We start from the raw sequence: 11,461 nt of genomic DNA on the forward strand, positions 1-11,461 counted from the left end.
ATCATTGAGGATGAAGCTTGCGGCATCTCCAACGACATTGATGAGGGGGCCTCATCGTGTGCGACCGGAGCAAACAACCGCTTTCTCAGAATCGGCAACCCGATCGAGACGGGTGGCGCATTTGAGAAGTCTTGCAAGCGGAGCCACATCCGTATTCCGGCCTGGGACCATCCCAACGTTGCCTGGGCCTATCAGCAGGAGGCAGATGGCGTCTATCGTCTCAAGCCAGAAGTCCGTGCTGCTATTTGCAACGACGACGGTGAGGTGTTGCCGCCGTCGCAATGGGCGGACTGGTGCCCCAAAGACAAGATTGCAGGTGCGGTTTCAATCGGCTGGATTGAAGAGGCGCGAGCAAAGTACGGCGAAGGCAGCGCCTACTGGCAGTCGCGGGTAGAAGGCTTTTTCCCAGAAGATTCGGCTCAATCCACCATTCCGCGATCGTATTTTCTGGCAGCCCGACAACGCTACGACGCCGATCCGGAGAAGTGGAACCAACAGGCAGCGGCGCATCTATCGCGACTGGGTTTGGACGTAGGCGATGGCGTGGACGAACATGCTCTGGCCCGCTGGCAGGGTCCAGTGCTGTTCAGCGTTGCGCTCCAGCCGACGAAAGGCGACATGAAGGACAGCGGACGCGCCACTGGAATGGCGGTTCACGCGCTGAATCAACATCCGGGCAGTGTCACGGTTGATCGCGGCGGCGGCTTCGGATCAGGTCCGATAGATTCGCTGCTGGAGCAAGGTTTTTCAGCAGATGGGGTGCATTGGGGTCAGAGCGCGGTGGATTCGGCGCAGTACCTGAACGCCAAGGCTGAGGATTATTGGATGCTGCGAGAAGCCATGCGGAAGGGTGAAGTAGCGATCGCTCCGCTGGGTGAGTTAGAAGAGCGGGCGATGGAAGATCTGGCGGGTGTGTACTACGAAATTATGTCCACAGGCAAGATTCGCATTGAAGATAAGGCAAAGACGCGCAAACGGCTACATCGCTCTCCCGACGCTGGCGACGCGATCGTGATGGGCTTCAGGCAGCCTACTGGCGGAGCCTGGGGCACAGGCGAGGCGGCCTGGGGCTATTAGGGAGGTTATTAGTACGGAGTTGGGGAGAAAACACTTCACACAGCTCTCCGTGTAAGCAAGGTTCTCAAACTCACACAACAGTCTGGATACTGAATCTATACCCGTTGCTCCCCCCATTTTTCTCTTATGGTTGCCCCCTCAAACACCACAGAGCGTCTCTGGTCCCGATACAAACGCGCTAAGGCTGGCAAGCCCGCCATCGCCGAGCGCAATGCTGTTGCACTGCGGCATATTAATCTGGTGCGCGAAATTGCCCACCAAATGGTTGATCGTTGTGCCGAAAGCTACGAAGATTTAGAGCAGATCGGCTTCTGCGGACTGTTGAAAGCGGTAGAACGCTTCGACCCCGATCGGGGCATCGCTTTCAGCTCCTTCGCTGTACCCTACATTCGTGGCGCAATCATGCACCATCTGCGGGACCATTTCGGGCACTTGAAAATCCCTCGCAGAACCTACGAAACCAAGGGCAGAGTTCAGCGAACGCAGAAAAAGATGGCCGCTCTCGGGCGTGAAATGGATGAAACACAGGTGGCCCAAAAACTCGGCATCTCCGAGACTAAGTGGCGCTGGACGGCTGAAGCTACCTCACGCAAGCCGCTGGTTTGCCTGGATGAGGCGCTACACTGCCAAGAGGCGTCCACAACGTCTACCGCAGAGCACCAGTGGGTCCGATCGCAGTTAGGTAGGCTCGCAAACCCCTATCGAGATTGCCTGACAGAGCGGTTTTTTAAGGATGTGAGCGTAGAGTCGATCGCAAAGCTCCACGGCACCAACGCAGCCCAGGTGGAATTTTGGATTAACGAGGGATTGCAGCGGTTGCGTGCTGGGCACTCTGAAGGAGTCGAGATCGGTTAAGCCCTATGTCTGTCCTTGTTGAAGTGCTCACGGTTGAAGAAAAGATCGAGTTGAGCCAGCTAGAAGAGCGAGTAGAGCGTGGCCTTCGCGCCTTCTGTGAGGCGGGTTTAGCGCTGCGGCAGATCCGAGACAATCGACTGTATCGTGAGTCTTACGACGTATTTGAGGATTACTGCCGCGATCGCTGGGATTTGGGCAAGAGCTACGCATACGAGCTGATTGCAGCAGCGGAAGTGCAGGAAAATTTGTCCGGAACTCCGGACGCGCCCCAGTTGACCAGCGTGTCCCAGGCGCGCCCGATCGCGGGCCTTCCCCCAGAGCAACAGGTAGAGGTTGTCCAAGCGGCGGTGGCGGAGACAGGAAAGTTGACAGCGGCAACAGTTACGGCAGCCGCAGAACGGCTTCATCCAAAGTTTCAACCAGAGCAGCAGGTGTTTGTAGCAGACGCCGAGCATCCGCAGTATCAGCAGCCTGTAAAGGTTGTCGAGGCACAGGGCGACATCGTCCTGTGCGAGGTGCCCGACTCACCCCGACCCGTGCCGTTCTTTGCCAGCGAACTCACCCCGACCCTGACTAACGAAACCTCCTCAGTCCTCAGTCCTCAGTCCTCACTCAAAACTAGGCCCCAACACACGATCGAGGGTCTCGAAGTCATGCTGATGGTTGAGCGCGAGCGCTCCGCTGTTCTGGAAGACTTGCTGCGGCGGATTGTGGGGTCCTGCCAGACCGCATCGATTCAGGCGTTGCCAGCGTCGATGCTGCCGCTGATTAGAGAGGCCGAGTCGCTGCTGTAGGGAATTTTGCCCCTCTAGGGAATTTTGGAGCATCGTCGCTTTGTTGCTCCTGATGTCTTTAGCCAAGATTGCTACTGTTATTTGTCTACATGGGGAGACGATCGAGCGGTACTGCGCTCAGATCACCTCCCTAACTCAACTCTTAGAAGCCACGCTGCAGCGTGGTGCCAGCGACCCGAAAGTTGCCCAGGCTGCGTGCATTGAAGCGCTAAATATTATTCGCAGCGCTGCAGGAGGGAATTCCACTGTGATCCCTTCTCAGGCTGGCTATGAGCGACCCCTGCCCGATCGAGTGTCCCAATCGTGAGCGTCCTAACGTGCTCAAGGTGTTCGGGCTGACGGTAGACCCGATCGGCCTGACGCTGCATTTTGCCGTGGTTGCAATCCTGCTGATTCCGGCATCCCGCCGATCGATGAGCGCGGACTTTACCTGGAAAGAAGGCGCGGGCTGGCTAGGCGCGATCGCGCTGTTTTCTGCATTGGTGCAGGTAAGCCCGACGCAGCGCCTTGATGCCTCCATGAAACTATTCGAAAAAATCCGGTGAAAGATGCGCGATTCTGGCTCTGGTTACGAAGCTTTTTCCGATGGCTGCGATTGCTGCAACAGGTCCAGCAGCCATCCACCCTTGAGGAGCACTACACCGATCGTGCCGCCCTACTTCGACTGGTGTGTGAGCAGCCAGGAGTCGTCGATCTCTGGAAGCTCACACACCGAGACAGTCAGTACAACCTGTTTGTCAGCCTCGTGTATTTGCCCCAGCTGCGAGAGGAGCTGGCTCAACAGCGTGCCGCTGGAGGATTGGCTCCAAGCTATGCTGCCTGGAGAAAAAGCCTTACGGACGTCGTGGCAGGAAAGCTGGAAGCTCCAGCTGAAGTGGCTGCAACACACCTGGTTACTGCAAGCTGGGCAACCCGCCATCCGGTTCGACAGGTCAGCGGCGGAAAAACTTGCTTTGTCCATCGGACTGAGTGCGCTGCTGTTGTCTTTTGCGATTTGGAAGGGGTTGCCTTTATCTACGGCAGCCCCCGCAATCGTGTTGCTCGATCAATCGTTCGAGCCGTAATGCTGCGACTGATGCGCGTTGAAGCCAGTCGATCGCTCACTTGGGAAGATCGGGCACGACGCTGGGACTGGACCGGAGAACTAGAGCGCTATGCGCGAGTGGTGCTGGGCAAGACGCACGTATTGCAGCCGCGCATTCGGCGGTAGTAGTGGGAATTCCGAGGCATGACGATTCCTACCAAAGATTCCGATTTGCCGTCGTTTCTGCACCCGCTCTACCTCGAGGTCGCGGATGAGTTGGCGTTGGTTGCTGACTTGTGGAGCGAGCTAAAAGACTGCAAAAAACAGTATTTGCCCAAAGAGCAGGCAGAGCCGCCGCTCTCCTACCGCAATCGCCTCGATCGCACGCCGTTTGATTCCCGATTTAAGCCTGCGCTGAAGGGGCACGCAGGGCTGCTGAGCGATTTCACCGTACTCGAAGACACTGCCGCGTCAATTACCGCCGCAATTGAAGATATCGACCTGCAAGGCACCGACCTGACCACGTTTTTGACCGACCTAGACGAGATGGTGCTGCGCGACGGCGGCGCGGGCGTGTTGGTTGAATATCCGGTTGCGCTGGAGGGAATTGAGAGTGCGGCAGACCAGATGGCATTGGAGATGCGCCCCTACCTCGTGGCAATCGATCGACGAAACATCCTCAACTGGCAGATCGACTACATGCGCGGTAAGCCCGTAATTCGGCACTTAGCAATTCGAGAGATGCGGTTGGAGCCGGAGGGTTTGTTTGGCGTAGCAGAAAAAACGTACTATCGCGTGCTGCGTCCAGGCAGTTTTGAGGTTTACGAACTACGCGTCATCAGCAACAAGTGGCAGGCAGTGCTAGTGGAAGCAGGCGAGACTGGACTGGATCAGGTGCCGTTCCGCTGGTATTCGATCAGCAACTCCAAGTGGTTCGCAGGGCTGCCGCCATTCTTGAATTTAGCCAGATTAAATATTGAGCACTTGCAGAAGCGCTCCAGCCTCAACGAAGTGCTCTGGAAGTGCAACCTCCCAACGTTTTACCGCAAGGGTTGTCCGCCAATTCCGGGCACCAATCCTCCGCAGTTTCCGCCGCTGAAGATTGGTCCCAACTCCGTGATTGACGTACCGAAGGACGGTGAGGCCGGGGTGATCGAGCCAAAGGGAACCGCGATCGCGGCAACGCAGGCAGATACCGAGAAGCTAGAAGGCGCAATGGATCGCGTTAGTTTGGCATTCCTCACGGGTGGGGAAGCGTCCAAAACGGCGACAGAAATAATGATGGATTCGGCACAGACGCAATGCAGCCTGAAGAATATGGCGCGGCGGAAAGAGTCGCTGGTGCAGAGCCTGTTTTCGCTGTGGGTGGAATATACCGGAGAAACCGCTGCGGGTGGTATCCAGGTCAACGAGAGCATCCTACAAATGCCGATGTCGTCTCAGGATGCAGGTCTGGTGCTGGATAATATGGGAGTCAAATTCAGCGATCGCTTGGGCTTGGAGCTGCTGAAATATCGTCGCTGGCTCCCGCCAGAGGTGGACGTGGATGCAGAGGTAGAGCGGCTGGAAGGAATGCCGCAGGCGCGATCGCTAGTATCAGAGGCAGACGTGGAGGTAGAACGTGGACGACAAACTAACCCCGATCGGCAACCCGCTGCCGCGTGAGGCCCTGCTGAAGCTGGCAGATTTTACTCAAGCGGACCTCGATCAAGCAATTAAAACGGCAAACAAAAGCCTGAAGCCGTTCCTACAGGCAAACAGCAGGGAATCCTAGAGCTACAGAAGAATGCTTATACTGATTTCCCGCCGCCAGGGTAAAAGCTGGCGGTTTTTTCGTGCGGGAACGCTGAAGTGTTGCGTTTAGCCCTTCATGATGTCTTCCTCAGTTCTTAAGGCTCCCTTCCCCTACTTCGGCGGCAAGTCCCGCGCCGCACATCTTTTCTGGCAAGGTTTCGGCGACGTAAAAAATTACGTTGAACCGTTTGCGGGATCTCTGGCGGCGGTGCTAAGCCGCCCTAACTACAATCCCTCTCGTCATACCGAGACGGTCAACGACCTCGATTGCTACCTGTCAAATTTTTGGAGAGCACTGCAGTCCGATCCCGAATCCGTCGCCTATTGGTGCGATCAGCCCGTCAATGAGGCAGACCTCCACGCTCGACATACGTGGCTATCCAATCAATTCGAGTTTCGTGAACGGATGCACAGCGACCCTGATTATTACGACTCGAAGATTGCTGGGTGGTGGGTTTGGGGACTCTGTGCCTCGATTGGTGCAGGATGGTGTGCCAAGTCACAGCCGCCACGAGGCTTGCCTCACCTGGGCGACAACGAACAGGGTGTGCATCGTCAACTACCTCACCTGGGCAACAACGGGCGGGGCGTGCATCGTCAACTACCTCACCTGGGCAGCGACGGAGAGAGCCAACATTCTGCTGACCTGTATGAATATTTTGAAGCGCTGGCAAACCGTCTGCGTCGAGTGCGAGTTGCTTGTGGCGACTGGACGCGGGTGTTAGGCCCCTCAGTAACGGAGCGTATCGGCATCACTGGGGTTGTGCTTGATCCACCGTATGAGCAGACTTTGAGATCTGATGTGTACAGGATGGAGACGCCCGTTTCTGCGGCTGTGCGCGAGTGGGCGATCGCCAATGGCACCAACCCCAGGCTCCGCATCGCGCTTTGTGGCTATGCAGACGAGCACGAGATGCCTGCTGATTGGCAGTGTGTCGCCTGGAAAGCGGGAAATGGCTACAGCGGCAAAGACAACGAAAATCGCAAGAAGGAGCGGATTTGGTTTAGCCCCCACTGCTTGCAGGTTTGCCAAGACGAGGAGCTAAATCGGCGCATTGCCAAGATGCACGGCTACGGGCGATTGGTCACCTATGAGCAGGCTCTACGCCTCACCCAAGCCGCATGAACCCAGAACAATCAGAACAAACTGAAACCACCGACACGATCGCGCCATCGCCGCGCAATTTTTCTATTCCGGGCTGCGTCGTAACGATCGTCAACGAAGACGACACAGGCAGGCCGATCGGGGACTTGCTGGTGATCGTGTTCAACCTGGCAAGCGCCAACCCTGATGCCAAGGTTGACTTCTGGGTGAAGATTTTGCCGTGAGCGAAATTGGCTATAACCCACGCGCTGGGCGGTATGTCTACACCGACACGAAGCGGTTTGTGCCTCAGGCCGTAATCCAAAGCCTGCGAGAGCAGGAAGAGCGGCGATTGGAGGTGCGATTGCAGGCGCACACGCGGCTATTAGCCTCTGGCAAACTGCATCTAGCCGAATGGCAGCTCCGCATGGGAGAAAGCCTGCGCGACTTGCATCTGCGAACCATGACGCTGGCAGCAGGTGGAAAGGATCGCCTTACAGCACAGCACTACGGCGCGGCTGGCTACCAGCTCCGTCGTCAATTTGAGTATCTAGATGGCTTTGCCCGATCGCTCCACGCAGGCAACCTCACCGAGAAGCAAGCACTCACCCGCGCTGCCATGTATGCAAGCTCGATCCGCGTGACCTTTGGGAGAAGTGAGCAGATTTCTCGCGCAACTGAAGGGTTCGCTCAAGCGATGCGCGGCCTAGATGCAGGCGCAAATCACTGCCCAGACTGCATCGACCACGTGACTGAAGGATGGGTATCCCTAGAGTTGATCGTCACGCCAGGGACGAATTGCTCATGTCGGCAGCGCTGTCGCTGCTGGGTTCGGTATCGGCGTGTGAATCTGTCGCGGCGGCTTCCGGCAGCGTAGGCGGCACGATCGCCTCACTCCACCACTGCCAACCCTGAAAGCTGCCGAGCTTCTCATCTCTGCCGCCGAACGCCTCACGCGCCCGCGGCCCTTTCGCACCTTCATACACCTGTACCAGCACCCGATCGGTGCTCTTTGCCCAGTAATAGCCTGGGTTGAGAGGCGCTTCGTCAGTCCAAGTGCCAGTGGTCTCTGCTGCGGTTTTGGTGCTGCGTGCCATAGGAATTCTGATGTAGAACCGCCACCATTCTATCCCTGACTTCTATGCCTTTCACCCTAGAGCAGCGCTATGCCATCCTTACTCACCTAAACCTGTCGCTGCTGCGATCGGCGCAGATGCAATCGAATTACGCTGACTACTCTGGCGACTTTCGCCGCTATGATGCGGTGCTGTCGCCGACCGAGTATCAGGCGAATCGACCCCAACCGCTGCTATTCAAGGAGGCGGATATTTGGAAGCGATTAAACGATCTAGAGGCAAAGTCCGAGTTTTTGGTGCAGTCGGTGGTGACGATCGTCGATGACCTGACGGACGTAGAAACGCAGCTAAAAGCCGCTCGCAAGAATCCCAACTATGCGCTGTTCAAAACGGCAGAGCTAGAGTGGGCGCTGGCTGAGAAGTTGTCGGGGCTGCATCTGCAGCGCGATGAAGCGATCGCTCAACTTCGCTACCACTTAAACCTGCCGCCGATGCCAGCTGCGCAGGGCGGTGCTGCAACAATTAGGAGCTAGGGCGATCACAATCGGTTCAGTCATTGGCTTTTCAGAAATTGATAGGCGTTAATTGCAAGCTGCTCCAGCCTGTCCAGCTTTTCAAGCAGTTCGGCTTCATCAAGGCTGTATAGGGTAAGCGTCGTTGCACAAACCTCCAAGCTGGCGTGGATCTCAAGCTCCCACACCTTCGGGCTGCCGATCGCCTCAGAATACCTGTAGAGGTTGAGGTAGCAGTCTTCTAAGCCTTCAACCTTTTTCTGCAACAGAACCGCCGCGATAGACCTGCCGTGTTGCTTGCCGTGGTAGCGGTAGCCCTGAGCTGCCCAAAACTCAGCATCTACTTCAGGAATTGGGAAAAGCCTATCTACGATGCTCATTTTGGGCGGCGCTTCTCAACTTCGGCTTCAATCTGCTGGCTCGGATGGATGCTGCTAACTTGGTTGGCAAGTGTCCGCGCCTGCTGAATAGAATTGATTGCCTTTTGCTGGAGCCGCGTATCTTTAACGTTTGCCAGCACAATTTTTGCGAATTCCAGGGCTGCGGCGTCGATCTTTCGTTGCGCTTCTGTGGGCGCTTTAGAAGCGAATTGCCTAGTTAGCTCATCTTCGGTCATGGCGTCAAGTCCGATCGCGCTACCTGGGTATCCTAACAGCAGAATTTTATGAGGACGCCCCCTTATGCCCGGATCGCTGAGCAACTACGCAGAAAACAAGCTTCTTGATATGACGTTTGGCGGGGTGCCGTGGAATCCACCGCCAATCCTATATTTTGGCTACTTTGTCACGGCTCCGGCTGAAGAAGGCGCAGGCACCGAGCCAAATTCAGGTAACTATGCACGGGTGGGCATTGAGAACAACAGCAGCTTGTTCCCGGTCACATCAAACCAGATCAAGACCACCGCGCTACCTGTGCAGTTTCTTGGCGCAACAGCAAATCATGGGTTGGTAATCGCAATCGGCATCTTTGATGCGTTGGTCAATGGAAACCTGTTGATCTACGGACAGCTTGAAGAGCCAGTCATGATCGAAACGGGTGACGCCTTCAAGCTGCCGCCGGGGTTTGAAATCAAGTTCAATGCCACGGGCACTTACAGCAACTTCACCAAAAACAGCTGGTTAAACCACCTACTCGGTGGCACGCCGTTTAACGCGCTGGCGAACCTGTTCTTTGGCTACAGCACAACGCTTTCAACGCCTGCCGTCCCTGGCACCGAACCCACCGCAGGCAGTTACGCTCGCGTCCAGGCTGCAAACACGTCCTTGCTATTTGAGCCGTCTTACGATGGCAGCAAGCGCTTGATCAAAGATATCAACTTCGTTGAAGCGGATGCCCTTCAGGGCACGATCGTTGAAGGCTCTGTCTGGACCGCTCAAGTGGGCGGCAATCAGCTAGCAGCGATTCCGCTTGGCGCACCCTATCCGGTAGGCGCTAACGTTCAGCCCTATTTTGCTGCCAACGAACTCATCCTAAAACTCGACTAATATGGCACGCCTGCATTTTGCGATCGCAGGTCCGGTATCAGCGACTTCTGATGCAACGGTGCCTGAAATCAAAGTTAAAAAGAACTTGCTGAGTCGCCGCCCTGTAGTGGGTGGCGAGGTAGAGATTCGGGTTAAGCAGCGCGGACGAGTGCGATCGCGCAAAAGCGAACTGATTGACCTGAAGGGCGGCATAGCCGGAAAGCTGCACTATCGCGTTCGCTTGGTTCCTGCCGGACCCGTCACGGCGACGATCGAGGTTAAGGTGCCGTACTTCCTGGATGCGCGTCCGGTGGCCGCACCGATCGGCAAGCTGGGACTGGCGACGGTGCAGAACTTCCTCGACCCGAATGCATCCCTGCAATCACTGTCAGGGCAGCGCTTGGTGCGCGGCGATTTGATTCCGCTGCTGTTCCGGGTGCAGGGACAGAAGCTCACTGGACTGAAGGGGCAGTTGACCGTGAAGCGGGTGGGCAGTCCTCCCTTGCCCGCGCTGACGATTACCAAGTCTGCGCCTGCAACCATTACGCAGGCAGATCCGACGATCGACCCACAGACCAAGCTCGAAACCCTCTCAGGGCAGTTTGCCATCGAGCCAGGTGACACGACAGGCTTTCCTGACACCGAAGTTGAGCTGCGCTATCAGTTCAGCCTCAGCGACGGTTTGGGACGGTCCTACACGATCGAGCAAGGGACGTTCACGGTCTACCCAGCCTTGTAATATTAGGTTGAAGCTGGATCTGCGGACTTGCAGATCTTTATTGGCGCTGCTGAACTGACTCGGCAGCGCTTTTGTTTGGGGCATACTGAACGCAGAGTTATACAGCGCCATGCCCTTTCCTGATCCAGAGAGACGTGCAAATTTCCTCGAACGACTAGAACGTGCAGGGCTATTGCCCGATCGAGAAGAAGCGCTTGCGGAAACGATTCGAGAGCAGCGCTGGATTCTGCCAATGGGCAATAGCGCTGAAACGGCTCGGTTTGAGTTGATTGACGGGAATGGCAGAGTAGCGCGATCGACGGCTGTACACCTGACGCGGTTCACACTGAGTCGATCTGGGCAAGCAGTTCAGCTTGATCTAGAAGGCAATTTATCTCCGGGGATGCGAGTTGTTAACGAGCTTGGAGAATGGCGACTGGAAATTGGCGGCGCGACTGTGCTTGGCGTCGTGCAGCGTGTAGACCGCATGGCGGACGGACAGGTTCGCGTCTGCTTTTCGATTTGGGCAACAGGAACGCATGAAGAGAGAACGCATGAAGGCTTTATAGATCAACCGTTTTGGAGCGGTAGATTAACCGCGATCGTGCCTATCTTTCAAGGCTCCGTCTCACAGGGGCACAGGAACCCTGAGCAGTACTACATGGGACTGGATTTTGCTCGTGACACTCCACGGAATCGACATATAGCGGCTCTTGCTCAGGGCGGTCGCATCTACCCTGGCACCACTCAGCCCATCTCGCCAATCCCTCAAATCTGTCGGGACTGTCAGTTTTTGTGTGGAGAGCGGCACGACGGAAACCTGTTGGTCTGCGCGGTGCATCCCAGCGGCAATGGCGAGGACTGCAAGGATTTTAAGCCGCGCTAGGGAATTCTGAAGGCAGTTACTCACTGCCCCTATGTCCTCACCCTACGCTGGGCTCGACAACAGCTTCAGGACTTACGCAGGAGCAAGGTAAGGTAGTACAAGCAATCAAGGGTTGAGCAGATGAGCTTTACCAAATTGGACTACTGCCAGTATTTACTTAGTAGTCCCATCAACTACA

The 11,461-nt window shown here is 56.2% G+C and carries 17 protein-coding genes and 1 pseudogene; 15 read left to right on the forward strand and 3 right to left on the reverse strand.

Annotated features, from left to right (window positions below; genetic code table 11):
- The 11 genes and pseudogenes from H6F43_RS03040 to H6F43_RS03090 form a co-directional block, all read left to right on the forward strand.
- A pseudogene (locus H6F43_RS03040) lies at positions 1–1,077 on the forward strand (hypothetical protein); the annotation flags it as partial.
- A 126-nt stretch (positions 1,078–1,203) separates the two neighbouring features.
- Positions 1,204–1,932 carry a sigma-70 family RNA polymerase sigma factor gene (locus tag H6F43_RS03045; RefSeq protein ID WP_190340541.1) on the forward strand — a complete coding sequence of 243 codons (729 nt, stop codon included), beginning with the start codon at positions 1,204–1,206 and terminating at the stop codon, positions 1,930–1,932.
- A 5-nt stretch (positions 1,933–1,937) separates the two neighbouring features.
- Complete coding sequence (locus tag H6F43_RS03050) at positions 1,938–2,726, forward strand: hypothetical protein (protein WP_190340543.1); 789 nt, start codon at positions 1,938–1,940, stop codon at positions 2,724–2,726.
- A 52-nt stretch (positions 2,727–2,778) separates the two neighbouring features.
- Positions 2,779–3,033 carry a hypothetical protein gene (locus H6F43_RS03055; protein WP_190340545.1) on the forward strand — a complete coding sequence of 85 codons (255 nt, stop codon included), beginning with the start codon at positions 2,779–2,781 and terminating at the stop codon, positions 3,031–3,033.
- Positions 2,996–3,271: a hypothetical protein gene (locus H6F43_RS03060; RefSeq protein ID WP_190340547.1), complete on the forward strand. Its 276-nt coding sequence runs from the start codon at positions 2,996–2,998 to the stop codon at positions 3,269–3,271. The genes H6F43_RS03055 and H6F43_RS03060 overlap by 38 nt, the downstream gene beginning before the upstream one ends.
- Positions 3,268–3,936, forward strand: a complete 669-nt coding sequence (locus H6F43_RS03065; RefSeq protein WP_190340549.1) for a hypothetical protein — start codon at positions 3,268–3,270, stop codon at positions 3,934–3,936. The genes H6F43_RS03060 and H6F43_RS03065 overlap by 4 nt, the downstream gene beginning before the upstream one ends.
- An 18-nt stretch (positions 3,937–3,954) precedes the next feature.
- Positions 3,955–5,415: a DUF4055 domain-containing protein gene (locus H6F43_RS03070; RefSeq protein ID WP_190340551.1), complete on the forward strand. Its 1,461-nt coding sequence runs from the start codon at positions 3,955–3,957 to the stop codon at positions 5,413–5,415.
- A complete protein-coding gene (locus H6F43_RS03075) occupies positions 5,372–5,524 on the forward strand; it encodes a hypothetical protein (protein WP_190340553.1) in 153 nt (50 codons plus the stop codon). The genes H6F43_RS03070 and H6F43_RS03075 overlap by 44 nt, the downstream gene beginning before the upstream one ends.
- Before the next feature lie 96 nt (positions 5,525–5,620).
- A complete protein-coding gene (locus tag H6F43_RS03080) occupies positions 5,621–6,670 on the forward strand; it encodes a DNA adenine methylase (RefSeq protein WP_190340555.1) in 1,050 nt (349 codons plus the stop codon).
- The gene (locus tag H6F43_RS03085) at positions 6,667–6,873 is read left to right on the forward strand and encodes a hypothetical protein (RefSeq protein WP_190340557.1); all 207 of its coding nucleotides are present in this window, start codon (positions 6,667–6,669) and stop codon (positions 6,871–6,873) included. The genes H6F43_RS03080 and H6F43_RS03085 overlap by 4 nt, the downstream gene beginning before the upstream one ends.
- Positions 6,870–7,505: a hypothetical protein gene (locus H6F43_RS03090; RefSeq protein WP_190340559.1), complete on the forward strand. Its 636-nt coding sequence runs from the start codon at positions 6,870–6,872 to the stop codon at positions 7,503–7,505. The genes H6F43_RS03085 and H6F43_RS03090 overlap by 4 nt, the downstream gene beginning before the upstream one ends.
- Here H6F43_RS03090 and H6F43_RS03095 read toward each other — a convergent pair.
- Positions 7,411–7,725: a hypothetical protein gene (locus tag H6F43_RS03095; protein ID WP_190340561.1), complete on the reverse strand. Its 315-nt coding sequence runs from the start codon at positions 7,723–7,725 to the stop codon at positions 7,411–7,413. The two genes, H6F43_RS03090 and H6F43_RS03095, sit on opposite strands and share 95 nt — an antisense overlap.
- A 44-nt stretch (positions 7,726–7,769) precedes the next feature.
- Here H6F43_RS03095 and H6F43_RS03100 point away from each other — a divergent pair, with 44 nt between their 5' ends.
- A complete protein-coding gene (locus tag H6F43_RS03100) occupies positions 7,770–8,237 on the forward strand; it encodes a hypothetical protein (RefSeq protein WP_190340563.1) in 468 nt (155 codons plus the stop codon).
- 20 nt (positions 8,238–8,257) lie between these two features.
- Here H6F43_RS03100 and H6F43_RS03105 read toward each other — a convergent pair whose 3' ends face one another.
- Together H6F43_RS03105 and H6F43_RS03110 are read right to left on the reverse strand one after the other, a co-directional pair.
- Positions 8,258–8,596, reverse strand: a complete 339-nt coding sequence (locus tag H6F43_RS03105; RefSeq protein WP_190340565.1) for a hypothetical protein — start codon at positions 8,594–8,596, stop codon at positions 8,258–8,260.
- Positions 8,593–8,832, reverse strand: coding sequence for a hypothetical protein (locus H6F43_RS03110; protein ID WP_190340567.1), 240 nt, complete (start codon positions 8,830–8,832; stop codon positions 8,593–8,595). The genes H6F43_RS03105 and H6F43_RS03110 overlap by 4 nt, the downstream gene beginning before the upstream one ends.
- A 64-nt stretch (positions 8,833–8,896) precedes the next feature.
- Here H6F43_RS03110 and H6F43_RS03115 point away from each other — a divergent pair, with 64 nt between their 5' ends.
- From H6F43_RS03115 to H6F43_RS03125, 3 genes are all read left to right on the forward strand, one after another.
- Entirely contained in the window at positions 8,897–9,700 is an 804-nt protein-coding gene (locus H6F43_RS03115) for a hypothetical protein (RefSeq protein ID WP_190340569.1), read from the forward strand.
- A 1-nt stretch (position 9,701) separates the two neighbouring features.
- Positions 9,702–10,418, forward strand: a complete 717-nt coding sequence (locus H6F43_RS03120; RefSeq protein WP_190340571.1) for a hypothetical protein — start codon at positions 9,702–9,704, stop codon at positions 10,416–10,418.
- A gap of 109 nt (positions 10,419–10,527) precedes the next feature.
- The gene (locus H6F43_RS03125) at positions 10,528–11,283 is read left to right on the forward strand and encodes a hypothetical protein (RefSeq protein WP_190340573.1); all 756 of its coding nucleotides are present in this window, start codon (positions 10,528–10,530) and stop codon (positions 11,281–11,283) included.
- The last annotated feature ends 178 nt before the right edge of the window (positions 11,284–11,461 follow it).

It is taken from the genome of Leptolyngbya sp. FACHB-36 (genome assembly GCF_014695955.1).
Lineage (GTDB): Bacteria > Cyanobacteriota > Cyanobacteriia > Leptolyngbyales > Leptolyngbyaceae > FACHB-36.

Bases quoted from the DNA above. Each gene is read 5' to 3' on its own strand.
- H6F43_RS03060 (WP_190340547.1), top strand. From the start codon at position 2,996: ATGAGCGACCCCTGCCCGATCGAGTGTCCCAATCGTGAGCGTCCTAAC.
- H6F43_RS03080 (WP_190340555.1), top strand. From the start codon at position 5,621: ATGATGTCTTCCTCAGTTCTTAAGGCTCCCTTCCCCTACTTCGGCGGC.
- H6F43_RS03120 (WP_190340571.1), top strand. From the start codon at position 9,702: ATGGCACGCCTGCATTTTGCGATCGCAGGTCCGGTATCAGCGACTTCT.
- H6F43_RS03100 (WP_190340563.1), top strand. From the start codon at position 7,770: ATGCCTTTCACCCTAGAGCAGCGCTATGCCATCCTTACTCACCTAAAC.
- H6F43_RS03085 (WP_190340557.1), top strand. From the start codon at position 6,667: ATGAACCCAGAACAATCAGAACAAACTGAAACCACCGACACGATCGCG.
- H6F43_RS03095 (WP_190340561.1), bottom strand. From the start codon at position 7,725: ATGGCACGCAGCACCAAAACCGCAGCAGAGACCACTGGCACTTGGACT.
- H6F43_RS03105 (WP_190340565.1), bottom strand. From the start codon at position 8,596: ATGAGCATCGTAGATAGGCTTTTCCCAATTCCTGAAGTAGATGCTGAG.
- H6F43_RS03115 (WP_190340569.1), top strand. From the start codon at position 8,897: ATGCCCGGATCGCTGAGCAACTACGCAGAAAACAAGCTTCTTGATATG.
- H6F43_RS03070 (WP_190340551.1), top strand. From the start codon at position 3,955: ATGACGATTCCTACCAAAGATTCCGATTTGCCGTCGTTTCTGCACCCG.
- H6F43_RS03055 (WP_190340545.1), top strand. From the start codon at position 2,779: ATGTCTTTAGCCAAGATTGCTACTGTTATTTGTCTACATGGGGAGACG.
- H6F43_RS03045 (WP_190340541.1), top strand. From the start codon at position 1,204: ATGGTTGCCCCCTCAAACACCACAGAGCGTCTCTGGTCCCGATACAAA.
- H6F43_RS03125 (WP_190340573.1), top strand. From the start codon at position 10,528: ATGCCCTTTCCTGATCCAGAGAGACGTGCAAATTTCCTCGAACGACTA.
- H6F43_RS03050 (WP_190340543.1), top strand. From the start codon at position 1,938: ATGTCTGTCCTTGTTGAAGTGCTCACGGTTGAAGAAAAGATCGAGTTG.
- H6F43_RS03110 (WP_190340567.1), bottom strand. From the start codon at position 8,832: ATGACCGAAGATGAGCTAACTAGGCAATTCGCTTCTAAAGCGCCCACA.